General features: G+C 66.9%; 27 protein-coding genes and 2 pseudogenes. 12 read left to right on the top strand and 17 right to left on the bottom strand.

From position 1 onward, the window contains the following. Positions 1-134: 134 nt before the first annotated feature. From AC1WTP_RS27090 to AC1WTP_RS27080, 3 genes are all read right to left on the bottom strand, one after another. Positions 135-1,829: a LuxR C-terminal-related transcriptional regulator gene (locus tag AC1WTP_RS27090; RefSeq protein ID WP_481652080.1), complete on the bottom strand. Its 1,695-nt coding sequence runs from the start codon at positions 1,827-1,829 to the stop codon at positions 135-137. Beyond that, positions 1,816-3,090, bottom strand: coding sequence for an ATP-binding protein (locus AC1WTP_RS27085; RefSeq protein ID WP_481652079.1), 1,275 nt, complete (start codon positions 3,088-3,090; stop codon positions 1,816-1,818). Before AC1WTP_RS27085 ends, AC1WTP_RS27090 begins: the two co-directional genes overlap by 14 nt. A 230-nt stretch (positions 3,091-3,320) precedes the next feature. Beyond that, on the bottom strand, positions 3,321-4,280 hold the full coding sequence (locus AC1WTP_RS27080; protein ID WP_481652078.1) for a hypothetical protein: 960 nt from the start codon (positions 4,278-4,280) through the stop codon (positions 3,321-3,323). 633 nt (positions 4,281-4,913) lie between these two features. Here AC1WTP_RS27080 and AC1WTP_RS27075 point away from each other — a divergent pair. After that, positions 4,914-5,333 carry a hypothetical protein gene (locus AC1WTP_RS27075; protein ID WP_481652077.1) on the top strand — a complete coding sequence of 140 codons (420 nt, stop codon included), beginning with the start codon at positions 4,914-4,916 and terminating at the stop codon, positions 5,331-5,333. 90 nt (positions 5,334-5,423) lie between these two features. On the opposite strand, the gene AC1WTP_RS27070 is transcribed toward AC1WTP_RS27075, so the two are convergent. From AC1WTP_RS27070 to AC1WTP_RS27055, 4 genes are all read right to left on the bottom strand, one after another. Further along, positions 5,424-6,368: an NADP-dependent oxidoreductase gene (locus AC1WTP_RS27070; protein WP_481652076.1), complete on the bottom strand. Its 945-nt coding sequence runs from the start codon at positions 6,366-6,368 to the stop codon at positions 5,424-5,426. A gap of 222 nt (positions 6,369-6,590) precedes the next feature. Beyond that, complete coding sequence (locus AC1WTP_RS27065) at positions 6,591-7,064, bottom strand: GNAT family N-acetyltransferase (RefSeq protein WP_481652075.1); 474 nt, start codon at positions 7,062-7,064, stop codon at positions 6,591-6,593. Between the two features lie 33 nt (positions 7,065-7,097). Next, on the bottom strand, positions 7,098-7,541 hold the full coding sequence (locus tag AC1WTP_RS27060) for a GNAT family N-acetyltransferase (RefSeq protein ID WP_481652074.1): 444 nt from the start codon (positions 7,539-7,541) through the stop codon (positions 7,098-7,100). A 158-nt stretch (positions 7,542-7,699) separates the two neighbouring features. After that, a complete protein-coding gene (locus tag AC1WTP_RS27055; RefSeq protein ID WP_481652073.1) occupies positions 7,700-8,617 on the bottom strand; it encodes an NADP-dependent oxidoreductase in 918 nt (305 codons plus the stop codon). A 470-nt stretch (positions 8,618-9,087) separates the two neighbouring features. On the opposite strand from AC1WTP_RS27055, the gene msrB reads away from it, so the two are divergent. The 3 genes from msrB (at position 9,088) to AC1WTP_RS27040 (ending at position 11,508) form a co-directional block, all read left to right on the top strand. After that, on the top strand, positions 9,088-9,567 hold the full coding sequence (msrB, locus tag AC1WTP_RS27050; RefSeq protein WP_481652072.1) for a peptide-methionine (R)-S-oxide reductase MsrB: 480 nt from the start codon (positions 9,088-9,090) through the stop codon (positions 9,565-9,567). Between the two features lie 9 nt (positions 9,568-9,576). Further along, positions 9,577-10,083, top strand: a complete 507-nt coding sequence (msrA, locus tag AC1WTP_RS27045; protein WP_481652071.1) for a peptide-methionine (S)-S-oxide reductase MsrA — start codon at positions 9,577-9,579, stop codon at positions 10,081-10,083. 243 nt (positions 10,084-10,326) lie between these two features. Next, entirely contained in the window at positions 10,327-11,508 is a 1,182-nt protein-coding gene (locus AC1WTP_RS27040) for a low temperature requirement protein A (protein WP_481652070.1), read from the top strand. 8 nt (positions 11,509-11,516) lie between these two features. Here the strand turns inward: AC1WTP_RS27040 and AC1WTP_RS27035 are convergent, their stop codons facing one another. Continuing rightward, positions 11,517-11,708, bottom strand: a complete 192-nt coding sequence (locus tag AC1WTP_RS27035; RefSeq protein ID WP_481652069.1) for a hypothetical protein — start codon at positions 11,706-11,708, stop codon at positions 11,517-11,519. A 212-nt stretch (positions 11,709-11,920) separates the two neighbouring features. On the opposite strand from AC1WTP_RS27035, the gene AC1WTP_RS27030 reads away from it, so the two are divergent. The 3 genes and pseudogenes from AC1WTP_RS27030 to AC1WTP_RS27020 all read left to right on the top strand — a co-directional run bounded on the left by AC1WTP_RS27030 (position 11,921) and on the right by AC1WTP_RS27020 (position 13,745). Then, positions 11,921-12,577 carry a TetR/AcrR family transcriptional regulator gene (locus tag AC1WTP_RS27030; RefSeq protein WP_481652068.1) on the top strand — a complete coding sequence of 219 codons (657 nt, stop codon included), beginning with the start codon at positions 11,921-11,923 and terminating at the stop codon, positions 12,575-12,577. 84 nt (positions 12,578-12,661) lie between these two features. Next, positions 12,662-12,844: pseudogene (locus AC1WTP_RS27025) on the top strand (helix-turn-helix domain-containing protein); the annotation flags it as partial. Positions 12,845-13,316: 472 nt separating this feature from the next. After that, positions 13,317-13,745 carry an OsmC family protein gene (locus AC1WTP_RS27020; RefSeq protein WP_481652067.1) on the top strand — a complete coding sequence of 143 codons (429 nt, stop codon included), beginning with the start codon at positions 13,317-13,319 and terminating at the stop codon, positions 13,743-13,745. Positions 13,746-14,029: 284 nt separating this feature from the next. On the opposite strand, the gene AC1WTP_RS27015 is transcribed toward AC1WTP_RS27020, so the two are convergent. The 6 genes and pseudogenes from AC1WTP_RS27015 to AC1WTP_RS26990 form a co-directional block, all read right to left on the bottom strand. After that, the gene (locus tag AC1WTP_RS27015) at positions 14,030-14,308 is read right to left on the bottom strand and encodes a hypothetical protein (protein ID WP_481652066.1); all 279 of its coding nucleotides are present in this window, start codon (positions 14,306-14,308) and stop codon (positions 14,030-14,032) included. Positions 14,309-14,657: 349 nt separating this feature from the next. After that, on the bottom strand, positions 14,658-15,014 hold the full coding sequence (locus AC1WTP_RS27010) for an integrase core domain-containing protein (protein ID WP_481652065.1): 357 nt from the start codon (positions 15,012-15,014) through the stop codon (positions 14,658-14,660). After that, positions 14,965-15,840, bottom strand: a pseudogene (locus AC1WTP_RS27005) (IS30 family transposase); the annotation flags it as partial. The gene AC1WTP_RS27010 and the pseudogene AC1WTP_RS27005, both read right to left, overlap by 50 nt. 147 nt (positions 15,841-15,987) lie before the next feature. Beyond that, entirely contained in the window at positions 15,988-16,245 is a 258-nt protein-coding gene (locus tag AC1WTP_RS27000) for a DUF6510 family protein (protein ID WP_481652064.1), read from the bottom strand. Beyond that, entirely contained in the window at positions 16,245-16,979 is a 735-nt protein-coding gene (locus AC1WTP_RS26995; RefSeq protein ID WP_481652103.1) for an FAD-binding oxidoreductase, read from the bottom strand. Before AC1WTP_RS26995 ends, AC1WTP_RS27000 begins: the two co-directional genes overlap by 1 nt. Before the next feature lie 20 nt (positions 16,980-16,999). Continuing rightward, positions 17,000-17,593: a molybdopterin-dependent oxidoreductase gene (locus AC1WTP_RS26990; RefSeq protein ID WP_481652063.1), complete on the bottom strand. Its 594-nt coding sequence runs from the start codon at positions 17,591-17,593 to the stop codon at positions 17,000-17,002. A 358-nt stretch (positions 17,594-17,951) separates the two neighbouring features. Between AC1WTP_RS26990 and AC1WTP_RS26985 the strand changes: the two genes are divergently transcribed. The 4 genes from AC1WTP_RS26985 to AC1WTP_RS26970 all read left to right on the top strand — a co-directional run bounded on the left by AC1WTP_RS26985 (position 17,952) and on the right by AC1WTP_RS26970 (position 21,170). Continuing rightward, on the top strand, positions 17,952-18,293 hold the full coding sequence (locus tag AC1WTP_RS26985) for a hypothetical protein (protein ID WP_481652062.1): 342 nt from the start codon (positions 17,952-17,954) through the stop codon (positions 18,291-18,293). A gap of 131 nt (positions 18,294-18,424) precedes the next feature. Then, positions 18,425-18,805: a nuclear transport factor 2 family protein gene (locus AC1WTP_RS26980; protein ID WP_481652061.1), complete on the top strand. Its 381-nt coding sequence runs from the start codon at positions 18,425-18,427 to the stop codon at positions 18,803-18,805. A 120-nt stretch (positions 18,806-18,925) separates the two neighbouring features. After that, on the top strand, positions 18,926-20,134 hold the full coding sequence (locus tag AC1WTP_RS26975; RefSeq protein WP_481652060.1) for an MFS transporter: 1,209 nt from the start codon (positions 18,926-18,928) through the stop codon (positions 20,132-20,134). A 406-nt stretch (positions 20,135-20,540) separates the two neighbouring features. Next, positions 20,541-21,170, top strand: coding sequence for a TetR/AcrR family transcriptional regulator (locus AC1WTP_RS26970; RefSeq protein ID WP_481652059.1), 630 nt, complete (start codon positions 20,541-20,543; stop codon positions 21,168-21,170). A 12-nt stretch (positions 21,171-21,182) separates the two neighbouring features. Here the strand turns inward: AC1WTP_RS26970 and AC1WTP_RS26965 are convergent, their stop codons facing one another. Beyond that, positions 21,183-21,662 (bottom strand): hypothetical protein, encoded by a 480-nt coding sequence (locus AC1WTP_RS26965; protein ID WP_481652058.1) that lies wholly within the window; start codon positions 21,660-21,662, stop codon positions 21,183-21,185. 474 nt (positions 21,663-22,136) lie between these two features. Here AC1WTP_RS26965 and AC1WTP_RS26960 point away from each other — a divergent pair, with 474 nt between their 5' ends. Further along, a complete protein-coding gene (locus AC1WTP_RS26960; RefSeq protein ID WP_481652057.1) occupies positions 22,137-22,559 on the top strand; it encodes a DUF5709 domain-containing protein in 423 nt (140 codons plus the stop codon). Between the two features lie 613 nt (positions 22,560-23,172). On the opposite strand, the gene AC1WTP_RS26955 is transcribed toward AC1WTP_RS26960, so the two are convergent. Beyond that, positions 23,173-23,937 (bottom strand): hypothetical protein, encoded by a 765-nt coding sequence (locus AC1WTP_RS26955; protein WP_481652056.1) that lies wholly within the window; start codon positions 23,935-23,937, stop codon positions 23,173-23,175. A gap of 1,270 nt (positions 23,938-25,207) precedes the next feature. Next, positions 25,208-25,549 (bottom strand): hypothetical protein, encoded by a 342-nt coding sequence (locus AC1WTP_RS26950; protein ID WP_481652055.1) that lies wholly within the window; start codon positions 25,547-25,549, stop codon positions 25,208-25,210. Between the last annotated feature and the right edge of the window lie 273 nt (positions 25,550-25,822).

Genomic DNA, 25,822 nt, shown 5'->3' with positions numbered 1-25,822 from the left:
GGTGGCTGTTGCTCGATGGCAGAGTCGTCACGCGCGACAGGTCGCTCAGCCATGCATCGGCCCAAGGCTATGGATCATGGAGTCATGCTCGGGCGCGACGAGCGTTCTTCGCTATCCAGCGGATACGTCAATATTCACGACGCGCCGTCGAGGGAGTCCTCTTCTGCGAACACTCCGGCCTCCACCGCCTTGACCGCGAGCGCGGTCCGGGAGGTCACCTTCAGCTTGCGCATCGCCGCACGTAGCTGTTGATCCACCGTGGCCGGCGACTTGGCCAGGATCCGGCTGATCTCCCGGTTCGTCTTGCCGGCGACAACCAGTTGGACCACGTCGAGCTCGCGAGGTGAGAGCTGGTCGCCGTACCCTCGTCGGCCGCCGCGCCACAGCCGCGGAACCTCGGCGCCGTGTTCGCGAAGCCGCTGTGCGACACGGTCCGCGTCGCCGCGGGCTCCGAGCCGGAACAGTTGCTCGTACTGTGCGGCCAGCAGCTCCCGGCCCGGTTCGAACTGGCCGTGCGCGAGGATCGCCTCGGCTTGACGCTCGCGGGCGAGCATGGCGTCGTACGGGCGCGGCAACGCGCTCCAGGCGCGCGCTGCCCGATCGTATGCCGTCGCCGCGCGGGCGTGGTCCCCGGCTGCGGCGAGCAGCAGGGCGCGGCATACGGTGAGCGCGGCGCGAGGCGCAGGCGCCGTCCGGCCACGCAGTCCTCTGGCGAACTGGTCGCCCAGGCGTGTCGCAGCCTTCAGGTCGCCCGCGGCAAGGTGCGCCTCGACCCGGGCGGGGACGAGGTCCGTCGCCCAGACCCAGATGCCTTTCCTCCGGACGGTTTCCATCGGCTCGTTCGTGACCTGCAGCGCCCGGCCGCTGTTTCCGTCCGCCAGCCACAGTCTGGCCAGCGCGGCGGCGGCCTCCATCGTGTCGTCGGCTGCGCCGAGACGGGCGGACTCCTCGAGGACCAGCCGGAACTGCTCCTCCGCGGCGCGCCGCCGCCCGGCAGCGGCTGCCAGCCGGGCCGCGAGGCGAACGCTGCCGAGGTAGTGCGCCGGCCGGTCGCGGTCGGCATCGGCGAGTGCGGCGCTCCGCTCCGCGAGACCCTCCCACCGACCGGTGAGCCACGCCAGGTTGGCCTGTTCGAGTTGGACGTTGTATTGCAACCGGGACGCCTGCTCGGCCTCGGCAAGGCGCATGGCCACGGCGAGATGTTCCTCCGCGTCGGCGTACCGACCCCAGATCAGTGCGCCGGTGCCGACGTTCGCGTGGATGCGGGCCACGTCGAGACGCTCCGCCGAGGTCGCGCCGTCGATGGGCAGGCCGGCGACGACGTCCCAGGCCTCCTCTTCGCCGAGCATGAGCAACGCAGCGGCTCGGTTGCCGGCCAGGTTCAGCCGCTCTGCGGGAGAATCGAATTCGGCGGTGAGCTCGGCGGCGCGATCCAGCCAACGCCGGTGGGTCGACGCCGGCCACGGTCCCGCATAGGCCCATCCCAGGTAGGTCATTGCCCGAGCCGCCTCGACCGGGTCATGGTCGAGGTTGGCCACCGCCTGCTCGAGCTCGCTGAGTGCGGCCTGCGCCTCACCCCCGGTGATCAGGAGTCGACCCAGGGGGTTGCGGATCTCGGCCTGCTGGCGGGCGGAGAGACCGGGGGTCTCCAGCACCGAGCGCAAGGTACGGATCACGCGGTGGTGGACCTCGTCGACCGGTTCGCGACGGCCCAGTGCGGCTACTCCGGCGATGCGCGCGACTCGTGCCCGATCCGGCGGCGGCAGCTCGGACGACGACAACAGATCGACCAGCAGGTCGACCGCCTTGGTGTGGTCACCCGAGGCCATGGCCAGCTCGGCGCCCTGCTCGGCGTACCGCGCCCCAGGACTGGGTCTCGCCCGCCTCGCGGAAGTGGTGGGCGAGGCGTGCGACAGGCGGCGGATGGATGTTCTCCAAGGCCCGGCCGGCCAGCAGGTGGAAGTGTCTGCGGTCGGTCATCGGGATCGCTTCGTAGACAGCCGTGGCGGCCAGCACATGCCGGAATCGCCACTGGCCGTGGTCGTCTCCGTCCAGGACGCCGGCGTCGGCCGCCTCCGCGATAGCGTCTCGACACACATCGGGTGACAGACCGGCGGTCGCCGCGATCGTGGCCACCGATGACCGCTCAGCCAACGTCGCCGCGGCTCGCAACGCCTGCTGCGCCATCGGCGACAGACGGCCCACCCGCTCGCGGGTGGAGTCGCGCACCGTTGGCGGTACCTGTAGCTCGCGTAGCTTCAGCCGGACCCACTGCCCGTCGCGGAAGACGAGGTCGGCACGGTCGCACATGAGGCGAACCGACTCCTCCAGCGCCAGCGGAACGCCACCGGTCCGCTCGTGCATGAACGTCGTGAACTCCTGCGATATCGGGTTGCCGTCCAGCATCGAGGACACCAGCGCTGCCGTGTCGTTGGGTCGCATCGGTGCCAGGGCGATCCTCAGCTGGGTCACGCCAGCAGGCAGCCGGGACGTCAGCCGCAGCAACAGCGATCCGGCGTCCACCTCCTCCGGCCGGTAGGAGATCACGAGGCTTGGCCCGCCCGACTGCTGTCGGGAGGTGACGAACAGCAGGAACTCGAAGGTCACCTCGTCGGCCCAGTGAGCGTCCTCGAGCACGAGAACGTCGACACGCAGAGCCCGGAGCAGCTCGTCCAGGGAGCGGAACAGGCGATGCCGTGCCGCCTTCGCATCGTCCAAGGGCGGCAGTGCGGGCGGCAGGTCCGAGGACCATTCAGGGAACAGGGGCCGTAACGCACCCGCAAGCTCGGTGAGCCGCAATCGCGACCCCGGGCGGTCGATCCCACGGAACGCGTCGACGATCGGCCCCAACGTCAGCGACTCGCGAAGCGGTGGGCACACCGAGACCAAGGCATTGCGCTGGTCCGGCGCGGCCAACCACTCTCGCAGCAGTCGGCTCTTCCCGATCCCCGCCTCGCCCTCTACCAGCACGATCGCCGGTGGCCGGGCCAAGGCGCCCCGAAGCGCAGTCATCTCCCGATCACGACCCACGAAATGCGGCGTGGAAACCGTCGGTGAAGTCCCGTCGTCCTCGGGCGAGGGGTCGAGCATGCGTGATGATCTCGCTTTTCGATGCTCGGGCACAAGTACCATCTCGGCGACTCGCGTGCGGGATCCTCAGCCGGAGTACCGATAATGGTGACGGCGTCCTGCGCCCATGGCCGCTGGCTGGCCGAGCACGGCTTCGATCCGTCCTCGCCGGGCCGCGAGCCCAGCGTCCCGTGCCCGCTCTAGCCTAGGAGCGTGGGGTCGGGGTGGACCAAGTCATGACATTCCTCATTTCAAATGAACTCCCCGACGGCGGGCGGCTGAACCAGTAGCGCAAGGCGCCTCTTGGCGGCGGCCGCCCTGTTCACGAGTCCGATATCCACCCCTGTCGCACAGCCTGGACCCCGAGCTGGAACCGGGTCTGGACGCCGAGCAGCGCCTGCATGCTGCTGATCCGGCGCCGCACGGTGCGCTCGCTGACGCCGAGCTCGCGGCCGATTCGCGTAGTCGGTGAGACCGGCCGCGAGGAGCGCCAGCATCTTCACGTCCTCCTCGCGGCCAGGGGCTGCGTCGCCGTTGGCAGAGATGGGGATCGCCTTGTTCCAGAACGCGGCGAAGATGGCCTTCAGTACCTGGAGCAGCCGGGGGGCGTGGACCAGCAGCCGGTCCGGCACCGGACCGGCCGACCCGGGCAACGAAATGGTCGCGGTCGTCCCCGTGAGGAGCATCGAGAATGGCACGCCCGGGAGCACGCGTGCGTGCTCGCCCGCCTCGATGCACACGCGGGCAACATCGAGAGCCTCGGGATCGGACAGCACAGCGGCGTCGTAGATGACGTTGATGGTCACACCGCAGCGGAGCAGGTCGAGTACGCCGCGTGGGACGGTGAGCGGGCGACGACGGCTCTGATGGTTGAACGCGTCGATCGAGTCCGCGGCACGGACGATCCGTTCCCAGGCGGCTTCCGATGCCGCGCCCCTGACGATCTCGAACGCGGCAGCGTCCGCGTCCGCCGGACGCTGCCGCCATGCCCGCTCGAGGTCCGCGGCCGTCTCGTGGGTGCGAGCTACGTTTTTCAGCCCTGACCTGATCAGCGCGTTCATCGGTACGAACGGAGACACTGCCTCGACGCCCTCCGGCGTACGTCGGACCAGAGCCGCCTCTTCGAGGACCGCAAGGTCGGCGTCGTCCGCCGGGTCACCGGCCTGCCACGGCGTGGGGCCGGAGGCCACAAGGCGGGCGTAGCGCTCCACGGCAGATCCGGTGAGGATGATCGGGCCGTCGTCCGCTCGTCGCGATGACGCATCCACGTGCGCAGTCAAGCACAACCGGCCGTCGCGCCCGGCGGCGCCCTCGGCTCGTCCGGTTTCGGTCATGACCGGAGATGGACGTCGCGGGGCCACCTGACACCGGAGGGCGCCTGCGTCTCGCGGCGTCGCCGCGCTGACCGAAACTCGCGGCGGGGCGGTTCGCGGTCAGCCTCGCGGGCGTCGCCTACGCCACCACCGGGGTTACCGGTGCGACACGCCAACCGCACCCGGCACAGAGATCGCCAGCGACGTCGACGTATCAGTTCCACCGCCCGGCGGGGCGGTCGCCGTGCCCATGACGGCGTCGGCGCTCACCACCGCTACATCAAGGACTTCCGCTGCAGGTCGATGACGGCACCCCGCGCACTGGCGCTTCCCGGCTGCGCCTGTGCGGGCGCACCGAGTCCCACGCTGGCCACTGCACCGAGCAACGTCGTCACCGACGCCGCTGTGAATTTCCGTAGGACAGAACCCACCGCTACCCCCGTTCAATTGAGACGACCGGGCACAGTAGGCGTGAGCCCGTCAACGACTGAACGACGAAGAGCGCAATGCGTAACATTACGATTGCCTTGCGTGTCTTTGGATCGCGTCAGCGAGGGCGACGCCGGCCAGGACGAGGGTGGCGGCGAGCACGGCGGCCTGGGGTGGCGCGAAGACCAGCACCGGCGCCAGAGCGGGCAGCATGATCAGCCCGATCATGCGCGGCCGGGACACGCGGCCGAAGATGTCGTACTCGAGCCGGGCGCGTCCGGCAACGAACAACGCCGGCCCGCCGAGGATGAGAGCCAGCCAGGCGGGATCCAGGTGCCCGCCCGGGTGGTGGATGACCAGTTCGTGACGACCATCGCAGATAAGAATGGCAGCCGGAGCATTCTGCCCCGGCGAGCCTGGTTGATCGCCGATGCCATGCTTTGTATCGATATGTATCTTCCTATTGTTCTGAACCGCCTCGGAGTCGTGGAGGCGTCGGGCGGGTGCGCACCAGACACCTGACCAGTCCGCTGAGGTGTTCCCTACGAGTCGTCCGACCCTGACCACGTAGCTGACGCTGATCCACGAGGCCCGGTTGCTGCCTTCGAGTCCTTATGGACGAACGCGGATGACCGTCTTCCCCTTGACCCGCTCGGTCGGGTTGAGGGCGGCCACGGCGTCGTCGAGGGCCGCGACGGTGCCGATGTTCGTCCGCACGCGTCCATCCCGGACCCGCCGGGCGATCTCACCCAGCTGGGCGCGGTCGGACACGACAACGAAGTCGACCGCGATGCCGTCAGCGGGCCGCGCCTCCGGCGGCCCGGTGACGGTCACCAGCGTTCCTCCGGCTCGAACCAGACCCGCGGACCGCTTCTGGATGTCGCCGCCGATGACATCGAAGACCAGATCGACTCCGCCGACGTCTTCCAGCGTGTCGTTGTCGAGGTCGACGAACTCGTGCGCGCCGAAGTCGACTGCGGTCTGCCGGCCGCTGGCACGTCCGGTGCCGATGACGTAGGCGCCGGCCTGACGGGCGAGCTGGGCTGCCATCGAGCCGACTGCGCCGGCCGCGCCGTGCACCAGGACGCTCTGCCCCTCCAGGAGGTGGCCGTGATCGAACAGACCTTGCCAGGCGGTCAGGCCCGCCATCGCGACGCCTGCCCCCACCGTGAAGTCGACGTCGCCCGGCAGCGGTGCGAGGTTGCGTGCCTCGACGACTGTGTACTCCGCGAGGCTGCCGTCGCGTGTCCAGTCCGTGAGGCCGAACACTCGCTGTCCCACCGACAGGCCCGTTGTGCCATAGCTGAGCGCGGTGACCACACCGGCCACCTCGTGGCCGGGGATCGACGGCGTCCGGTCACGGCCGAGGCGATCGATCCAGGTCGAGGGCCACTCCAGCTCATTCCCGGTGAATCCCGACGCATGAACTTCAACGACGACATCGCCGTAGTTCGCGCCCTCAAGACTGGCGAGCCTCGCCGCGTCCGGTTCGGGCCGCTCCACCAGCGTCATCCCCGCCGTTCCCGCGGCCCGGTCCGTCACCACGATCGCTTTCATTCGAACACCTCTCTGTATCAGCTCTCGCCTCCCCCCGTTACGACGTAACGGAGCGTCTCCGCTGTCTCTGCGCCGTCATGAGCGACCGCCGCGAATGGCCTTGCCCTTGACTGGCCCGGTCGGGTTTGCGGCGGTAACGGCGTCGTCGAGGGTCGCGACGGTGCCGATGTTCATCCGCAGTCGCCCATCCCGGGCCTGCCGGACGACTCGAACGACGGACGACTACGTCATGTCCTTCTCGAACGCGGCGAGCTCCTCGTCGTGGTCGCCTTCCGCGGGTGCGTGCCGGGGGTAGGCGCCGACGCCGGGATGGACCTTGTCGATGAGATCGAGGTATTCCGGGTTGCGGGCAATGAACTTACCCACGACCGGGCAGATGACGGTGATCTTCTTCCCGCTCTCGCGGATCTCGTTCAGCACGCGCGCGATGAGTTCCGTGGCCACCCGATTGTGTCGGTAGGCGGGGTCGACCCAGGTCGTTAGCAGCACGACACGGCCGCCCACGAACCGGTACGGGAGCTCGGCGATCGCTTCGGCGCCGAGGGCGGCGATCCAGCGACCGCGCTCCGCGTCGTTGATGACATCGAGCTCCCAGCTGGATTCCACCTCGCTGAGACTTGTCTCGTTCAGAGCAGCGATCAGCGCCGCGTTGTTCTCTTCCCGGGTGGCCGCCTCGGCCTCGAGATTGATCGCCATTGTCACACCTTCTGGGGAAGCTGATAGGTCGGTTTAGGACAGATGGGTGCGACTCTGGGTGACTCCCGGGTGCTCGGGGTCGATGAGGTCGGCATACTCGGGGTTGTGCTCGATGAAGGTGCGCACGATCGGGCACATGGTGGTGATTGTCTTGCCTTGCAGGCGTACGTCGTCCAGGACGCGTCGGATCAGCTCGGTGGCGATGCCCCGTTTGCGGAATTCGGGGATCACCGAGGTGGCCAGCAGCACGAGCCGGTCGTTTCGGGCGACGTTGTAGGTCAGCCCGGCCACCTCTCGGTCCCCGACGATGGCGTTGTAGATGGCGAGTTTCTCGTCGTTGACGACCTGGAAGTCGAGCGCGGCGGCGTGGGGATCGTCGATTACCTCGTCGATGAGGACGGCCTGGTCCTGGCTGAGGGTGCCCTTCTCGTCGGGGTACTTGAATGCGTAGCGGGTCGGCTCGGTTGGGTCGGTCATGGGGATGCGCCCTCGTTGATGGTCATCAGATCAATTTCGGTTCGTGGCGGTAGCCGTACTCGCCCAGCCGCATGTCCTCGGCGGGAGGTGAAGGACCAGCCGTCGACGTACTTCTCGCTTCTGCGGGGGTCGTTCTCGTGCTTGGGTGTGCCGAGTGCTTACGAGCGAACGCGGATGATCGTCTTCCCCTTGATCCGCTCGGTCGGGTTGAGAGCGGCGACGGCGTCGTCGAGGGTCGCGACGTTGCCGATGATTGTCCGCAGTCGTCCGTCCCGCACCCGCCGGACGACCTCGCCCAGTTGGGCGCGATCGGGCACGACGACGAAATCGACCGCCAGGCCATCTGCGGGCCGCGCCTCCGGCGGCCCGGCGATGGTCACCAGCGTTCCTCCGGCTCGAATCAGGCTTGCGGACCGCTTCCCGATGTCGCCGCCAATGACGTCGAACACCAGATCGACCCCGCCGAGGTCTTCCAGAGCATCGTTCTCGAGGTCGACGAACTCCTGCGCGCCGAAGTCGAGCACCGTCTGACGGTCGGCAGTTCGTCCGCTGCCGATAACGTAGGCGCCGGCCTCGCGTGCGAGCTGCGTCACCATCGACCCGACTCCACCGGCCGCGCCGTGCACGAGGACGCTCTGCCCCGCCTGAAGGCGACCGTGCTCGAACAGTCCCTGCCACGCGGTCAGGCCCGAGATCGGCAGGCTCGCGCCCACCGTGAAGTCGACGTCGCCCGGCAGCGGCGCGAGGTTGCGCGCCTCGACAGCCACGTACTCCGCCAGGGTGCCGTCGCGAGTCCAGTCCGTGAGCCCGAACACCCGCTGTCCCACCGACAGTCCCGTCGTGCCATAGCCGAGAGCGCTGACCACTCCGGCCAGCTCGTGCCCGGGGATCGACGGCGTCCGGTCACGGCCGAGTCGATCAGTCCAGGTCGAGGGCCACGTCAGCTCACCTGGGGTGAATCCCGACGCATGAACCTGAACGACGACGTCGTTCAGCGCCGGTTCCGGCTCGGGCCGCTCCACCAGCGTCATCCCGGCCGTTCCCGCGGCCTCGTCCCTAACCAGAATCGCCTTCATCCGGCGCCTCCCTGTATCCAGTCCTCGTTTGCACGGTTACGAGGTGCAAGTCTCGTTTCACTAGCATTAGCGGCGTTTCCGCCGAATCGCGATTTGTGTTGGCAGAAGACGGCTCCCCGGGAGTGGTGCGACGTCCGTAGAACTCGGCGCCGGTGGGCAAGTTGGACAGTTCGTCGCTGGCAGACGCACCCAGTCGAGAGCCCCGAACCTAGTCGCAGTGGAACTGGTCGGTCAAGTCCACTCTTGAGGTCAAACGGATGGTACTGTGTCGGCAACTTACACCAGGCCACCCACCGCAGCGACGGCAACCGTCCGGCCGCTTGCTGACATCGCTTGCCGGACCTAATAGTCCATGGAAGGTGGGGGATGCGGGAATACAACCGGCCCGTAGGGTGTCTGTACGTATGTGCGTTCAGGTGCGTTTCGCCTGGTTCCCCAGCTTCACGCCGAAAGGCCGGGAAGGGAGAGCTGTGCTCGAGCAGACCCACTACCACAAGAACCCGGAGGCCGTTTCGCGGCTCGACCCGGAGCAGTACCGCGTGACCCAGCAGGACGGCACCGAGCGACCGTTCGCCAACGCCTACTGGGACAACCACGAGCCCGGCATCTACGTCGACGTCGTGTCCGGCGAGCCGCTGTTCGCATCGGTCGACAAGTACGACAGCAACTCGGGCTGGCCGAGCTTCACGAAGCCGATCGCCGAGACGAACGTCATCGAGCGTGAGGACTCCAGCCACGGGATGATCCGGATTGAGGCCCGCTCGCTGCACGGGGACAGCCACCTCGGCCACGTCTTCAACGACGGTCCCCCCGACAAGGGGGGACTGCGCTACTGCATCAACTCCGCGTCGTTGCGGTTCATCCACCTCGACGACCTGGAGAACGCAGGGTACGGCGAATACCGCACCCTGTTCACGAGTGACTCCAACACTGACACCGACGACAAGTAAGGAGACGACGTGACCACCGAAAAGGCGATCCTCGCCGGCGGCTGCTTCTGGGGCATGGAGGAGTTGTTCCGCCATCAGCCCGGCGTCGTGTCCACGCGCGTCGGCTACAGCGGCGGCGACGTCCCGAACGCCACCTACCGCAACCACGGCACCCACGCGGAGTCCATCGAGGTCGTCTACGACACTGAGAAGACCGACTTCCGCGGGCTGCTCGAGTTCTTCTTCCAGGTCCACGACCCCTCGACGAAGAACCGCCAGGGCAACGACGTCGGCACCAGCTACCGCTCGGCGATCTTCTACACCAGCGACGAGCAGAAGCGGATCGCCGAGGACACGATCGCCGACGTCGACGCCTCGGGCCTGTGGCCCGGCAAGGTCGTCACCGAGGTCACACCGGCAGGCGACTTCTGGGAGGCCGAGCCCGAGCACCAGAACTACCTGCAGACCTACCCCAACGGTTACACCTGCCACTTCCCCCGCCCCGGGTGGAAGCTCCCGAAGCGGACAACGAGCTGACACCGACTGGCGCGCGGACCCGGTCCGCGCGCCGGTCCGAGCCGAGGTGGTCGGCCTGGACCCATACCGCGAGCTAAGCGCCCGCGGCGACGGATGGAAGGAACTCATCGGCCTTGACCGTCGCCCGTCGGTGTAGCGCGGGTCGCTCGGTCCAGTCCACGGCGGCAGGTCCGCGGTCACTGCCGCCACCGTGTGTCAGAATGCCCCCAAACGTGGAGCAGAGCTGGCAGAACGGGCGAGCCGATGAGGACGAGCAGGGCGGCCGAGCTGATGCGGAAAGCCGGGGATCCGCAGCGGGCCACGTTCCTGGAACTCTTCTTCGACCTGGTGTTCGTCCTCGCGCTCGCTCAGCTCTCGCGCGGCCTGGCCGAGGATCTCGGGTGGAGCGGCGCCTTCCGGACGCTGGTGCTGTTGGCGGCCCTGTGGTGGATCTGGTCCAGCACCGCGTGGCTAACCGACCGGACCGACCCGCAACAACCGGTAATCCAGGCGCTGGTCATCGCGACCATGGTCGGCAGCCTGGTGATGGCAGCCGCGGTGCCCGAGGCATTCGGCGACACGGGCCTGATCTTCGCCGGCGCCTACGTCGCCGTCCAGCTCAGCCGCGGGCTCGCCCTCGTGACCTTTCTGCGTGGCCACGAGCTGCAGCGCATCGGCATGCGCGGGCTGTTCTGGTACGGCCTGTCGGCGCTGCCGTGGATCGCGGGGGCGCTCGTGCACGGTACGGCACGCGGCGCGTTGTGGGCACTCGCGGTGGCCCTTGACCACACGGCAGGCAGAATCGGCTTCCCCACCCCCGGTGCCGGCCGTACGCCCCGCCAAGACCTGGTGATCTCGGGCGAGCACCTGTCCGAGCGCTACCGGCAGTTCTTCATCATCGCCCTCGGCGAGCTGATCCTCGTTACCGGACTGGCGCTGAGCAGCAGCGGCTTCGCACCGGACAGGGCCGCCGCGTTCGCCGTGGCGATCGCGACCACCGTGCTGCTGTGGCGGATCTACATCTACCGCGCTGGGCAGGTCCTCGCGGAAGCGATTGCCATGTCCGCCGACCCCGTCCGCCTCGCCGGATCGGCGTCATACGCCCACCTGGCCATGGTCGCCGGCGTGGTCGCTGTAGCCGTCGGCGACGAACTCGTCATCGCCCACCCACTCGGACACACCCCACCGGCCTGGACCGCCGTCATCCTCGGCGGACCCGCGCTGTACCTGGCCGGGCGCGCCCGCTTCGAGCACGCGGTATTCGGCCGCGTCTCCCGATCCCGACCCCTCGGCATCCTTGCGCTGGCCGCCCTGACACCGGCGATGCTCCCCCTACCGCCAGTCCTGGCCACCGCCGCTGCCGCCCTCGTCCTGACCGGGATCGCCATATCCGACACAGCCCGCGCCCGCAGACGCCCGCCCGAGCCGCCGTCACCACCCGGCTAGCCGGCGTTTTAGGCGGCCAACGGCGCGGGGATATCGACGTCGGCGTCCATCCCGTTGTTCAGGAAGTTGGTCATCGAGGACTGCACGGTCAGGGCGACGATCTCGAGAGTCTGCGAGTCCTTGTAGCCGACATATCTGACGAGATCGAGGTCGGCGTCGCTCAGCTTGCCGTGACCTCCGGCGCGCTGCTCACGACGCATCGCCGGGCAACTCCTCAGCATCTTGCGACAGCGAGGACCAAATGGTCCAGGAATAGATTCGCCCTATTGGCGATCTCACGGACACGGCACCCGTTCGGTCAAGCTGGCGGCGCACGCGTTCGCCCTTCAGCATCACCCGACCGCGACATGACGCCGGATGGACAATAAGGGCCAATTCTCCATAGATTATCTGGCGCCGATACACTTGGCCGATGGGCGACGAGCAGGTGGCTGCGCCGACGAAGCGGCGGAGGATCAGCCAACGGGGCATCGCGACGCGCGAGCGGATCCTCGAGGCGGCGAACCGGCTGATGCTCGTGCGCGGAGTGAACGCGACGACTCTTGACGACGTCCGCGAGGCAAGCCAGACGAGCAAGTCTCAGCTTTACCACCACTTCGCCGACAAGCAGGACCTCGTTCGCGCGTTGGTCAAATATCGAGGCGCGCTTGTGCTTCAGCGCGAGCGCGGAGGGCTCGAACGACTGAGATCGTTCTCAGGGCTGGTGCGGTGGCGTAACGCGCTGGTCCAGGCCAACTCACTGAACAACGGCAAATACGGGTGCGGACTCGGGTCGATGGCCGTCGAGCTGTCCGATCAAGATGAGCGGGCTCGATCGATGCTGTCGGAGACGTTTGCGGCATGGGAAAAGCTGATCAGTGATGGTCTGCACCGGATGCGGGACAGCGGTGCACTGCGCCAGGACGCCGACCCGGAGAAGTTGGCCACGGGGCTGATGGCAGCTTTGCAGGGCGGCTACTTGCTGGCGAACGCCGCGCACAACGTCGAACCCATGGAAGTTGCTCTGGACATGGCGCTGGAACACATCAAATCGTTCCTCTCCGAGCCGTCCACCGAGCCGACCCGTTAATTGAGCTCCTTTCACCGGGATCAGGCTGGTCACGGCCGATGCGAGCGGCCCGGAGATCGATGAGGGCGAGGCTCCAGGCAAGGCCGTGACCACCGCCAGCAGCGTCGATCCCGGCGGCGGCGCCTGGACCCCGGCCGGCAAGCCCTACTCACCCTTGCCCACCTTCGCAACGGCGACACCTACGCCCGCCTCGCAGCCGGGTCCGGCATCGGCGTCGCCACCGCCCGGCGCTACGTCCGCCAAGTTGTCGCGCCACTCGCCGCAGCCGTGCGGTGAGAAGCCGCCATCGAGTCGTTCGGCGCGTCGTTGGATCGCCTTGTACTGCGACTGCGGATCACTGAGCATCGACGTTCCTCATGTTGTCCGGATTGAGTCCACCCGAGTCGCGGGAGGCGACGACCATCGCCGGCCTGATGCGTGAACGACGGAGAGCCTAGCCTTAACGGACTGATAAGTCCATCTCTGGGTATGGCATTGAGCAAGTTCAGCCGAGGGTGCCCTGGCCCTAGCCGCCTCCCAGTGCAGCTTGGAGCGCCCTGAGGTGATGGTCGGGTGAGGGCCGAGCCGCTCCGGTAACGACAGATCAACTGGACTATCTGGTCTGCGATGGCTAGCCTGCGGAGGCACTCGGTCAGGGGTGATGCGCCCGGCCACAGCCCCCGCTCAGACGGCGGCTCGGCTGCTGCTGGATCCGCGTACCTGGACCGTCACTACCAGGTTCCACAGGAAGGCGCAGCTGATGAAAACCGATCAGGATCGTGTCGTCGCATCCGCCCGAGCTGTCCTTCCGGCCACTGAGCGCCGGCGCACGGACATGACCACCCGCGGCTTCCCGTTCGTCGCCGATGAACCGCACAACGGCGCACTCGGCGAAGGCCCGACGCCGACGGAGTACCTGTTGATGGCGCTCGCGTCGTGCACCGCTCAGACGCTGCGGAAGTATGTCGACTATAAGTTCGACACCGCCGGTGACATCACCGTCGAGATCGACTACCACGAACCCCAGCAGGAAGGCGCAGAGCGTTACCTGCAGCGGACGATCACGCTGAGCGAAGAACCTGACCCCGACGACTTGAAGGTGATGCATGAAATTGCCGAGAAGTCCCCGGTGACCCTGCTGATTCAGTTCGCATGGAGCGTGAGGACCGAGTTCGTCGGGCCCCGCTGAAATGAGGCCGCTCGCTGCTCGGCGATCACGGCCGAGCAGCGAGCGGTTGTCGTTCCGCCCCAGGCGGCGACAGTGTTCCGTCGACCGCGACAGCTTGAACGCGATGCGGCGCCTTGTATGCGGCGCAGGTCCTGGTCCTGGCCGTTGGCCGGTGACTCGTGCCGGCAGCGCAGAACAGAGTCGGTACGTCGGCGCGGTAACGGGGGAGCGTCTGCCGAGCAGGGCGAACTTGTCGGAGGTCGTGCCGTCGGGGATCGGCAGCCCGTGGCGCTGCAATGCCTGGTTCACCCGTGCCCGGATGAGGCCGCCGTAATGACGGGCGTGCGCGAGCCGTGCGCGTAGAGGCCGGCGTACGTGGAGAGCAGTTCGGGATGCTGGTGGCGCAGCCAGACGAAGAACAGGTCTTTGACGACGCGCATCAGATACAGCGGTGTCGGGCGAATGTTGCCCGCCCCTGCGTCGGCCAGGGCGCCGATCAACTCGTCGATCTGCTCGGCGCTGGCGGACGGTGCGTGAGGTTCGAGCGGGCGTTGCAGTGTCACGTCGAGGAAGGCGATGCACATGCCGAGCTCGACGTTGACGCGCCGAGCTGCGACAGCGAGCCGATCCAGGTCGCGGCCTGGCCGGGCTGATCCTGCTCGACGACGCACTCGGCGACCGCTACGGCGCGGCCGGCACCAGCCACCTTGGGAGCAGCGAGACCTGACCACTTCGACCTCCACTGGGAGGTCAAGCGCTCCGGAGCGGGGAATCGTTGCTGCTCTGCGGTACGGCTGGGTGACCTCTTCGCTGCGGTGACCACTTCGCCGGCCTACACCCGATCTGCTCCCAACGCAAGGACCATCCGCGGCGCCCGCTCGTTACGGCTCTGACCTGCTCACACTCAGTCCCCTGGAAGCGTGGAGGGCTCCGTTATGCGGCGTGGGCCTCCAGCGCCCACGCCGTTGATCGTTCGTAGTCGATGGGTGAGCGTCCCTTGCAGACGGAGTGGCGTCGGCGCCGGTTGTAGAAGTCGGTGATCCAAGTGGCGATCTTGAGGCGCGCCTCGGCGCGGGTGCGGGTGCGGAACTGCCGGTGGTGGACGTATTCGACCTTGATGGTGGAGAAGGTGGCCTCGGCGGCGGCGTTGTCGAAGCACGACCCGACCCGGCCCATCGACTGGCGCACCTTCCACTGGGCGCACGCGCGGGCGAGCCCGGCTGAGGTGTACTCGGCGGATTCAACCGGTCGTCGCAACACTGGGTTGTTGGAGCGATCGTAGGTGTTCATCGAGGACTTCGACTGGAGTCTTCCAGCCGAGGGTCTTCCGGGGCCGGCTGTTGAGCGCGTGAGCGACAGCGTTGATCTTTTCGGCGCTCCATCCTTTTAGGTCGGTGCCCTTCGGGAAGTACTGCCGCCGCAGCCCGTCGGTGTTCTCGTTAATGCCGCGTTGCCAGGGGCTGTGAGGGTCGGTGAAGAACACAGGGACTCCGGTATCGACCGTGAATCGTGCATGTGCAGACGACTCCTTGCCGCGGTCCCATGTCAGCGATCTGCGGAGCTGCTCGGGCAGAGTCGTGATCGTCTCGGCGAGGGCATTGCTCATCGTGATCGCCCCATACCCGGCGAGAGCAGGACCGTTCTTCGTCCGCGGGATCACACCCCAGCCGGCCTCACGTGGCAGGTGGATCAGCATCGTGAACCTCCTCGTCCGCTCGACCAATGTCCCGATCGCGGAGCGCTGCAAACCGATGATCAGATCTCCTTCCCAGTGCCGGGGGACGGCGCGATCCGCAGCTTCGGCGGGACGTTCACTGATCAGATTGTCGCTGGTGACGTGCGCCCGTGCGCTTTGTTTCGCACGTGCCCGGGGGACGCGGAGCGCCCGCCCGGTCCGCAAGCAGGTGACGAGTTCGCGCTTGAGGGCGCTGCGCCTCTGGACGTAGAGCGCCTGGTAGATCGCCTCGTGGCTGATGCGCATCGACTCATCCTCCGAAACTCGGCTCTGAGTCTTCGGGAGATCTGCCCTTCCACTTCGGGCCCTGCGGTCCGGTGAGCAGCTTCGCGGTCTTGACCGCCACCGCTTCCGGTGTTGCCAACCTGCACAACATCGCCCTCGCGGGTTGACCGCCAGCCCGGTGCCGGGCAACGCGTCCACCGAGTTACGAGACGTCCCTTAGGCGGCAGGCTCGCTGGGCGCTGATCGCTGCACGATCGTGGTTGCGGAACGGTTCGGGTTCATTCCCGGTCGCGGTGAGCGCGGTCACGTCGGTAGTGCGATGGCGCTCAGCCCAGACAGGCTCAGGTACGTCTTGTCCCCGGCGTCGACGATCGCTGCCAATACGTGATCGCACGACCGGCAGCGTGCGACGAGTCCGGGTGCGTCCGGATAGACAACGGCCTCGGCGATCGGAGCGATCTGACCGCAGTTCGTGCATCGGGCTTGCAGGTCCGTGGGGTCTGGCACGAACAGGTTGGCGAGTGCGCCCGCGAGTACATTGCCGTCTAGTCGGGTAGTCATCACAGGCTTCCGAATCGTTCGGTGAGGATGTCGCGTGCCGAATGCCCGAGCTCCAGCAACCAGGCCGCCACTGTTTCCACGAAGCCTGTGGATCCGCACACGAAGATGCGTGCACGCTCGTGCGGCGCAATTGTCGTCGAGGCCAACGAATCTCTGGTGAGGCGCCCGACCGTCCCTGCCCAGCCCTGCGGCGCCTGTCGTGTGTAGACGTAGTCGACGGCAAACGACGGCCCCACGAGTGCGGCGAGCTCGTCGCGGAAGTAGACGTATGCCGGTGCGCGGACGGAGTAGACGAGACGGAACAGCGATGGGTCCGACGCGGCTGCGTGGGCTGCGGCCATCGCATAGAGCGGGACCACGCCTGATCCGCCGGCGATGAGCTGGACCGGACGGTTGCTCTGGCCCGGACGCCAGAGAAAGTACGAGCCCAGCGGTCCATGGATCTCAAGCTTGTCCCCAGCGCGTACCTCGCGAACAAGGAACGGGGAGACCTCGCCGTCCGGCAACTCGTCGATGCCGAGGACGACCCTTCCCGGTTCAGAAGTGGCGAGTGAGTAGGAGCGGGTCGCCTGATAGCCGTCGGGAGTGGTGAGACGCACGTCGAGATGCGTGCCCGCCTCGCTGCCGGGCCAGGTGGGCACGTCGAGGATCAGACGCACGGCGTTCGGTGTCTCTGGCCGGGTCTCGACGACCGTGGCGACGTGCCATGTCGGGCGTCGATGGCGCGTCCGCAGGAGTGTGGCTGTCTGAGCACTCACCAGTAGCGCTCTTCCTTCCACGGATCACCGTAGATGTGATAGCCGTGCTGCTCCCAGAACCCCGGGTCGTTCGTCGGCATCAGCGTCAGACCGCGGATCCATTTCGCGCTCTTCCAGAAGTAGAGGTGCGGGACGAGCAGGCGGGCCGGGCCACCATGCTCAGGGTCGAGCGGCTCTCCTTCCGCCTCGATCGCGATCCACGCCTTGCCGTCGAGGAGGTCCTCGAGGGGAAGGTTCGTGGTGTAGCCACCGTAGGACCGCGCCATCACGTAGTCGCACTCGGTACCGACGTTCTCGAAGAGCTTGTCGAGGCTGACACCACGCCAAGGCATGTCGAGCCTCGACCAGTGGGTGACGCAATGAATGTCGACCGTGACGTCCTCGACCCCGAGTGCGAGGAGCTGTTCCCAGCTCCAGTGGTGCTCGGTGCTGGTCTCATCGCGGATGACGAAGTCCCACGTGTCTGTGTCGACCCGGGGTGTGGGACCTGCGGACAGGACCGGCCACCTCTGGACCAGAGTCTGCCCGGGCGGGAGCCGGTCGTCCGGCCTACGCCGGTGTCCGGAGAAACCACGAGTAGCAAAAGACAACGCTCGCTCCCATCTTCCGTGATCGGTCGCGCGGGGTCGTGGAACTCGTCGTCGTGGACACCGAACCACGAGCGCAAGCGCGCGCCGCTGGCGTCATCTCACGGATGCCGCTCGCGCGGGCAGCGTCCGGTGGGACGACGCCCGAGACGATACTCTAGGTGGACGATCTAGTCCATCCATGTTCTGCTGGTCATCGGTCGTTTCGAGCATCAAGCGCGTTCGACGGGCCCAAGGGCCCTCTCATGTCTGGCCAGCATGGGACGATATAGTCCTTGTAGTGGAGGTCCCAGGTTGTTCCGAGTTGGTGCCACTGCGAGAGGGTGACGGCTGGTGTCGTGCCCGATGTCAGGAGAGTTCGATGGACGGTATGCCCTCCGGTACGGACGTTGTCGATGGTCAGCCGGTCGATGCGGCGGACATGATCACCGCCCTGACCGCCGCGCAGTTCGTGTTCCAGGACGGTGCGACCCAATCGTTCACTGCGGATGGTCGAACCACCTACGTCGAGCGAGGCGTGCCGTCAGCTGGCGAGTGGTCCGTTGCGGGTGACGGGACCTTCGTGTCGTGCTGGCCGCCGACCTACCGAGCGACGTACACGGTCCGCTGGATCATCGAGAACGGAGTGCCTGTGGGCGTCAGGTTCACCGACACCCGCAGCGGAGTCCGCTACGACGGCCGGTACCAGAGCGCGGCGTCGTAGCCGGCGCCACAATGCCAGCTCGAATATGCCGACGTTCTGAACCCGGCATTCCCTGGGTCGCACACGGCCGGCCGGGCATGGGCGTGGCCGTTGAACACGCATGTTCACCATCAGACAGAAGGAGCAAGAAAATGAGTGACATCAAACAGTCGGCCGAAGACCTGGCGATCCTCGAACAGCTCAACCTCGACTACAACCACGCGGACCAGGCCAGCGACGCCGAGCGTTTCAGCGAACTGCTCGCTGAAGACTTCGTCGTGCAGACTCCGGGTGTCACCCGTAACCGCGAGGAGTACCTCGAATACATCGCCAAGCCCCGACCCTTCAAGGATCTCGCACTGCGCGAGTCCAAGATCCGCATCCTCGGTGACGTTGCTCTGATCCACGGCCGCGCCACGTACACCATGATTGCGGACGGCGCAGAGCAGGAAGCCCTGTACACGGACGTGTACCAGAAGCGTGAGGGCACCTGGGTCTGTGTATCAGCCTGTGCGATCGCTCCGGGCGCCTGACACCGATCGGGCACAGTTCCTGGTCGCGAGACATCTGTTCGCTCGGGTAAGCACCATGCGGTAGCCAAGGGGTGGTTCAGGACACCAGAAAGGCGCAGCTCGATGCTCAAAACGGCACCAGTGACCAACGTGGCCGGTGGCGGCAGAACGCTCCAGCTGGCCTTCATATCTGCGGTGGTCTCCCTGGCGGCCGTGTTTGTGGCGGTGGGCTCAACGGTCCCGCTGTTCAACATCTACCGGGCGGAGGATGGGTTCACCAACGCCGGTATCTCGATGACCGTCGTCGCCTACTCCGTCGCCACTCTCGCCACACTGTTGGTGCTGGGGCGCCTGTCCAGTCATCTGGGCCGGCGCCCCACTTCGATTGCCAGCCTGGTCCTGCTTCTGCTGGGCTGTGTGCTGCTGTTGAGTGTGCACGACGTCGGCATCCTGATCGCCGGTCGGTTCCTAATGGGCCTTGGTGCTGGGCTGGCCAGTAGCAGCCTCACCGCCTACATCGTCGACGCGGCACCGGCCAGACCGGCCTGGTTGACCTCGGTGGCTTCCAGTCAGACGGTCATGCTCGGCCTCGCCGTCGGCGCTATCGTCTCCGGCGCCCTGGTCCAGTTCGGTCCCTGGCCGCGCGAACTCATCTTCCTGGTTGTCATCGGCCTTCTGCTCCTGTCTGTCGCGCTCATCGCCGTCAGCCCGGAGACCGTGACTGGGATGCCGGGTGCTCGGCGATCGCTGCGACCTCGGGTCTACGTGCCGGCACGGGTCAGGAGTCTGCTCCCGGTCGCGGCAGCGGTATTCCTGGCCACCTGGGCCGCCGGGGCCTTCTACCAAGCGTTCGTGCCCGCACTGGTCGAAGATCAACTGCACACCAGCAGCCCGCTCATCGTCGGACTGGTGTTCGCCGCCTACATGGGTCCCAGCGTCCTGGGCGCTCCCCTCGGCGGCCTGTTCGCACCCGCAACCGCCCAACGCGTCGGCATGATCGGCTTCCTGACCGGAATGATCGGCATCGTCACAGCGATCCCCACCGGGACGCTGGAGTTGTTCATCGCCGCGACCATCGTCGCAGGCGCCTCCCAAGGCATCGCCATCAGCGCTGCCACCCGCGGGCTACTGCACCGCAACACCCTGGCCGACCGGGCACCGACCCTCAGCGTCATCTACCTCCTCAGCTACAGCGGCGCGACGATCCCCGCCCTCATCGCCGGCCAACTCTCCAACACCTTCTCGCTCCCGCAGATCGCCATCGGATACGGCGCACTCGCCCTCGTCGCCACCCTGTTCACCGCCATCGGCGCGCACAACCCGCGTACCGAGGCGATTGGGCACAGCTAACACGGTGAGTAATCAAAGTGATGGACATGAGCCTCGGTCATGTTCTATTCCTCTCCATGCGGTCCGCAGCCCCGTCCTTCGAGTTCCCGTTGCAGCACAACGACTTCCTACTCGATAACGAACATTTCGATCGCGCCTACGAGAAGATCATGAGCGAGGACCGGGGTCACTGGGCCGACCTCCAACGGACCCGAGCCGACGAGATCAACAATGGACACGGGGACGCGGCGTCTACCTGTCGTCAGTCTGCGTCCGCGTGAGCGTGTGATGTCACGTCGTGGCGTGAAGACCAGGTGGTCTCCAAGGTCCAGTTTTTCGTGGCGTCAGCGTCGGTCGTGCAGCCTTCCGTTGAGCAGGCGGAGGATCGGTAGACGGCGAACTCATCCAGGCCGGTAGCCTTGCGTTCGTGACCGGGTCAGAAAGTCCAGAAGAGGAGTCGAGGCTGACACCTCGCGGCGCGGCGACGAGGCGGCGCATCATCGAGGCCGCGGCCAAGCTCATGTACGTGAAGGGGGTCAGTTCGACCACTCTGGACGAGGTCCGCGCCGCGAGCGGCACGAGCAAATCTCAGCTTTATCGCCACTTCGCCGACAAGGAACATCTGGTCCGCGCCGTGGTTCGGCGCCGCGCGGAAGAGATCATGGAGCGCGAGCATGCTGCGCTACAACGCCTCAGATCGTTCAATGGTCTGGTTCGATGGAGGGACGCACTCGTTCAGCGTAACGCGCTGCAAAAGGGCGCGTACGGCTGCGTCCTCGGCTCGATCGCCGCAGAGGTCTCCGACCAGGACGAGGTCGCTCGCATGGCCCTGGCAGAGACCTTCGACGAGTGGGAAAACCTTATCGAAGCCGGCCTGCGTCGCATGCAGGATGCCCGGACACTCGCTGCCGACGCCGACCCTCGAAGGCTTGCGATCGGGCTGATGGCAGCGCTGCAAGGGGGCTACCTGCTGGCCCAGGCCGCTCGTGACGTCACACCAATGGAGATTGCACTCGACATGGCGCTCGATCATGTCAGGACGTTTCTCTCGGCCTGATAAGTGCAGCGCTCACCTGGCCGAATGCGAGCGGACATAGCTCAGCGCCAAGTCGAGCGCGGCTCCCAGTGGGGTGATATCCCGGTTTGTTCTCGCCAGCAGCGATCCGCCCTGCAACGCGGCCGTCAAACACGTCGCCAGCCTGGCCGGATCTGCGTCGACCGCCAGTTCACCGTTCTCCCGCATTCGCTCGATGCCGGCCGCCAACGCCTCCCGTGTGGCGATCGCGACGGGATGCGCCACTCGCGAGCCGTCGCCGTCGCGCGCGCGGCTGGCAACATCGGGCACGGCGGACGTGTCGAGAATCAGTTGCCGGTGCAGGTCAATGATCTCATCGCGCCAGCGCGCCAGGTCTTCGAGTGAATCGAGGCCGCAGAGTAGTGACCATCCCAAGGCCAAGACATCGCCGGGCGGGGCAGAGACAGCCCCTAGACCCGAGCGTGTGCCGCAGTCCATCGATGAACCTTCCCCGTAGTGGTCTACAGAGTCCATCTGCGCTCTCCCTAGCTGCTTCTTCCATGCTGACATGGACGGTACAGTCCAACAAGGCGGCACCTCCAGTCGCTTGGCGAGACGAGACGATCGCGATGCTCTGCCAAGTTGTGACGCGTGCTCCGCGCCGCCGCGCGGCACGTCGATCTCCACGTGGCCCGAGGCCTCGGTCAACACCGGCTGCACGCGGCGGCTGTTGCGAACGTTGCCAGCACCAGCGCCGGCCGGATCGTGGCGGCCTCGTCCCGGATGCGGTTGGCGACGAGCTGCCGGACCGGTGTCACCTCGGCCCGACCACTCGTCCATGAAACTGGTCTCAATAGTCCGCTTGGTAGCCTAAGAGGTGTAGTCTGCTTGAGCAAAGCTCGCGCCCCCAGCAGCACCCGCGGACGACAACGGCACGATTCTTCGAGGTCAGCCGTTGGGGTGCGTTGCCTGGCTAGCTGGCCAGACAACAGGATCGAAGGAGACGTTATGGACGATTACGTCCCGGGACTGCTGCCGCCCGAGGAGAGCCTCGATGACGAGGAGCTTGGCGACGACGTTGATGGCCCGGGCTACTCGCCGCCTGATCGCCCCACCGGGAGCGTGGCTTGGGGGGTGACTGCCTACGAAGCCAGTATGCACGAGCCCCTCAGCCGGAGACTCGCCCATGAGGTTCCCGACATCGGAGCTGAAGAGTTTGGTGATGGGATTGGTGACGCATCGGATACCGCTGGCGAGCTGATCGACGACCAGGTTGGTGACTTGAGGGCAGGTCGGCTCGTCTGGGCTACCCAAGATCCTGCCGACCCGTCGTCCGATTTTCGAGCCGAGGACGTTGGCATCGACGGCGGGGCCGCTTCCGCGGAGGAGGCAGCGATTCACATCGTCCCCGACAACCCGTTGGACGTGTAAGAGTCAGTCCGGGAACTGGCTGTGAGGCGTGCGGCGTGGCGGATTGATCATGGGGTGGGCCTTGAGGTGCGAGCGCAGGTGACACACCTGTCATGCTCGACCTCCAGGCCCAATATGACGTTGTACCTGGTTGCCGGCGCTGGCGCATCTCTGGACGCACCCGACGTGCTGCCGGTGGTGTCCGCGCATCTGCCCAGTCACCGGATGCGGCGCTATCCCTCGGACACCACCGACGCGCAGATGAGCTTCCCCCGGTTTCCCGGACGGCTTGCGCATGATGGTCAGGCCGCGGCTGCGGCCGGGGTGCCTTGTTGTTCGTAGGAGTGGGGCCTCCGTGGGTGTGTGAGAAGCGGCGTCCGGAAGCATCCGAGGCACGCACTCTCCGACGTCACCCCCTCACTGCAGGCGCCCCCCGCACGCTCCGAGATCTGCTGAGGGAAGCCGCAGTTCTCACGGACGACGAAGGACAATGCACGCAGGTCGCCGAGCAGTTGGACGGTGCGGTCGAACTTCACCGCCGCCGAACCCGGCAGCGTCGGGCCCGGGATCGGAGCCGGTGGGGAGACGAGGGTCTGGCCGAGGTCGCCGCCTGTCCGCTCGATCGTGTCCGTGGTCACGAGGTCGCCGAGGTGCAGCCCCGACGGGCTGCTTTCGGAAGCACGCCGGGCGGGATGATGCCGAACCAGGCTCCGGTGGCGGCCATCGAGGCGACGAGGTACGCCACCCACCACCCGAGCAGCGCCCACACACCCTGGGCGACGGCGCCGCCCAGGCAGGGCATGAGGAGCAGGAGAAAAAGGTAGGCCAGACGGCCGTGCGAGAGGCTGTTCTCCTTCGGCAGCCTCCGGGCCTTGCGGAACGGAATGAGTCTGACTCCGTAGGGACGACGGCGCAGCGTGAAACTCGCTGGCCAGAGCCGCCCGTACCCGGCCACGTCGACCACGCTGATGCCGTACCCGTGCCGGACCGTGGCCTGACGCGGCCTCGTCAGCTCGCGCAACCACGGTTCCCAGACGACGCGTTGGTGCAGGACACCGCCGTCCCGGCCGCTCACCGTCAGCCACACGGCGTATCCCTTGGGGCTGGTGTTGATCCCGCCGGCGGCGCTTACGGCGTGCGCCGCAGCGGTGACCCGCCCCGCACTTCCCGGCTGCGGCGACTGCGCCAGATGCGCGGTCACCATGACGCGCCTCGCGGGAGCATGAGCGGCACCCCACCACTGCACCAGGCGGACGAGCCAGGACAGCACCAGAAGGGCTCCCGGAGTCAGCGCCACGAGGATGACAACCTCTCCGTGCTCGACCCGCGGGTCAGTACCCAGCTTGTACCCCGGCGCGATGAGGGCGGCCAACGCGACGACGCTGCCGATCACGACCATCGGCGCGCGAGCACGCCGATTCGCCAAGGTAGCTGCACTTCCGCTGCTGGCCACCGCGTCGTCCTCCCCGTTCGCCCTTCCGGACGTCGCCGCGACGTTAGCAACGCCGAGCAAGGCTCACATCGCGCGTCCGTTCCAGACTCTCACCGCGTCGTACGGCGGTGGCAGGCTCCCGTGCAGTGCAGTGCAGTGCAGTCGTGGACGGGCCCTGAGCCGATCGCTTCGAGACATGATCGCCTCCCGATCGCTATTCGTCCATACGGTATGTATGCTTGCTGACCGAGACCTGCCCCTCCAACTCATGCCATCCCACCCATTCGCCGCGTGACGCTGGCCGGATCGGAGTGACATGGGCTGCTCACACGCTCAGGACTGCCCCCTCTTCCCGCTGCTCAACGCAAGCTTGAGCGCCTGGCGTAACAACTACTGCGACAGTGCGGAGGGTTGGCTGACGTGTGCTCGGTACCAGCTGTACAGGACAGGCCAGCTCGTACCGATCACGCTCCTGCCGAATGGAGTCGACGCGTTCAGGCCCGTATCTGCGACAGTGCCCAGGTCCACTCAACCGGTGAACGCACGCCGCCCGTGGACATCAGCAACATCGCGAGAGGTATCGGATGGATTACCGGCTGCGGAAAGCGCAGGCGCTACGGAGCCGACTCCACCGGTAAACCACCCGGATCGGTCAGGGGCGCGAGACAAGGTCGGCGACGCATGGGTGCTTGCCGTCGCCGATGATGCGAAGAGGCGCGGCGGTGTACGGCTGCACGTGTGGGTGACGAGCCAGGAGAAGCCGTGGGCTGCTCCTTTTCCCATCCCGCAGCCAGGTGAGCCTTCTCACGCCGACGGACCGGTGGTGGTCGCCGTCGCCTGGTTCGAGCCAGCCACCGCCGCGTGGACGGAAACCCTCACTGGCTCGCGGTGCGAGGCGCAGGTGGAGGCGGCGATCTTGTTGGGCCTGCCGCGCTGGACATCGGCGACACATCCGGCGCGGGTGACCACCTGGGGTGTGGGTCTGCACGCTACGGGTCTCGGGTTGCATGACCCGAGCGGTCACGTATTCGCCCACGGCGTCGGCGAGATACCGTCCACTTGGACGACCGCTGCAAGGGCACTGGGCGCCGTCGCCGCCGTCTACGGAGTTGGTCCCCTACAGCAGGCAGGGCACCCCGAGCCGCTTCCGGCTCAACGGCTCACCGAGGCGCGACGCGACGGAACCGTCGCCGCCGCGTGGGTGCCACTGCTCGAGTGAGAGGCCGAGGCCGCCCCCTTACCGGCCAGCGTGCCGCATCTCGCGGTCGCCGTCCGGCAACGGACTGCGCTTCCCGACTGGTCTCACCCACACGGCGTCAACACGTCCGCCGATCCACAACGCATCAGCACCCTGGTGGCCGGAGGCGTAGGGCGCGCCGGCATGGGATTCGCTTGCCGCGCAGCGCGAACGCTCGGCGCGCGGTGCCGACCGGGCGCGGGGCTGGCCCCGCGCCAGTCGGGCGATCCAGACGGCCGACGCGGACGCTTCGTCGGCCACGGGCAACGGCCGTCCGACCGCGACCAGGCCGTAGTAGGGCGTGACCAGGCCATTGATCAAGGCGGCGTTCGGCATGATCACCTACGGATCGCTATTCGTCCATACGGTATGTATGCTTGCTGACCGAGACCTGCCCCTCCAACTCATGCCATCCCACCCATTCGCCGGGTGACGCTGGCCGGATCGGAGTGACATGGGCTGCTTACACGCTCGGGAGTGTGTTCCGCACCGGGTTTGATGGAGACATCGAAACCTGGGAGGAACACCAGCGATGCCCGCACCGAAGAAGTACAACGATGAGCTGCGTGAGCGTGCGACTCGATTGGCGGTCGAGGCCCGTCGGGATCCGGTGTC

This window comes from Micromonospora sp. R311 (genome assembly GCF_056780015.1).
Note: the sequence above shows the minus strand (reverse complement) of the source record. Positions and strands in the feature narration are given on the sequence as shown.

What these genes read in the sequence shown, in the direction of transcription:
- AC1WTP_RS27085 (WP_481652079.1), bottom strand. Translation starts at nt 3,090, where the DNA reads ATGCTCGACCCCTCGCCCGAGGACGACGGGACTTCACCGACGGTTTCC.
- AC1WTP_RS27065 (WP_481652075.1), bottom strand. Translation starts at nt 7,064, where the DNA reads ATGGCGATCAATCTCGAGGCCGAGGCGGCCACCCGGGAAGAGAACAAC.
- AC1WTP_RS26960 (WP_481652057.1), top strand. Translation starts at nt 22,137, where the DNA reads ATGGACGATTACGTCCCGGGACTGCTGCCGCCCGAGGAGAGCCTCGAT.
- AC1WTP_RS26955 (WP_481652056.1), bottom strand. Translation starts at nt 23,937, where the DNA reads ATGGTCGTGATCGGCAGCGTCGTCGCGTTGGCCGCCCTCATCGCGCCG.
- AC1WTP_RS27010 (WP_481652065.1), bottom strand. Translation starts at nt 15,014, where the DNA reads ATGAACACCTACGATCGCTCCAACAACCCAGTGTTGCGACGACCGGTT.
- AC1WTP_RS26985 (WP_481652062.1), top strand. Translation starts at nt 17,952, where the DNA reads ATGGACGGTATGCCCTCCGGTACGGACGTTGTCGATGGTCAGCCGGTC.
- AC1WTP_RS27040 (WP_481652070.1), top strand. Translation starts at nt 10,327, where the DNA reads ATGAGGACGAGCAGGGCGGCCGAGCTGATGCGGAAAGCCGGGGATCCG.
- AC1WTP_RS27035 (WP_481652069.1), bottom strand. Translation starts at nt 11,708, where the DNA reads ATGCGTCGTGAGCAGCGCGCCGGAGGTCACGGCAAGCTGAGCGACGCC.
- AC1WTP_RS27070 (WP_481652076.1), bottom strand. Translation starts at nt 6,368, where the DNA reads ATGAAAGCGATCGTGGTGACGGACCGGGCCGCGGGAACGGCGGGGATG.
- AC1WTP_RS27030 (WP_481652068.1), top strand. Translation starts at nt 11,921, where the DNA reads ATGGGCGACGAGCAGGTGGCTGCGCCGACGAAGCGGCGGAGGATCAGC.
- AC1WTP_RS27090 (WP_481652080.1), bottom strand. Translation starts at nt 1,829, where the DNA reads ATGGCCTCGGGTGACCACACCAAGGCGGTCGACCTGCTGGTCGATCTG.
- AC1WTP_RS27015 (WP_481652066.1), bottom strand. Translation starts at nt 14,308, where the DNA reads ATGTGCATCGCCTTCCTCGACGTGACACTGCAACGCCCGCTCGAACCT.
- AC1WTP_RS27000 (WP_481652064.1), bottom strand. Translation starts at nt 16,245, where the DNA reads ATGACTACCCGACTAGACGGCAATGTACTCGCGGGCGCACTCGCCAAC.
- AC1WTP_RS27020 (WP_481652067.1), top strand. Translation starts at nt 13,317, where the DNA reads ATGAAAACCGATCAGGATCGTGTCGTCGCATCCGCCCGAGCTGTCCTT.
- AC1WTP_RS26980 (WP_481652061.1), top strand. Translation starts at nt 18,425, where the DNA reads ATGAGTGACATCAAACAGTCGGCCGAAGACCTGGCGATCCTCGAACAG.
- AC1WTP_RS26965 (WP_481652058.1), bottom strand. Translation starts at nt 21,662, where the DNA reads ATGGACTCTGTAGACCACTACGGGGAAGGTTCATCGATGGACTGCGGC.
- AC1WTP_RS27060 (WP_481652074.1), bottom strand. Translation starts at nt 7,541, where the DNA reads ATGACCGACCCAACCGAGCCGACCCGCTACGCATTCAAGTACCCCGAC.
- AC1WTP_RS27055 (WP_481652073.1), bottom strand. Translation starts at nt 8,617, where the DNA reads ATGAAGGCGATTCTGGTTAGGGACGAGGCCGCGGGAACGGCCGGGATG.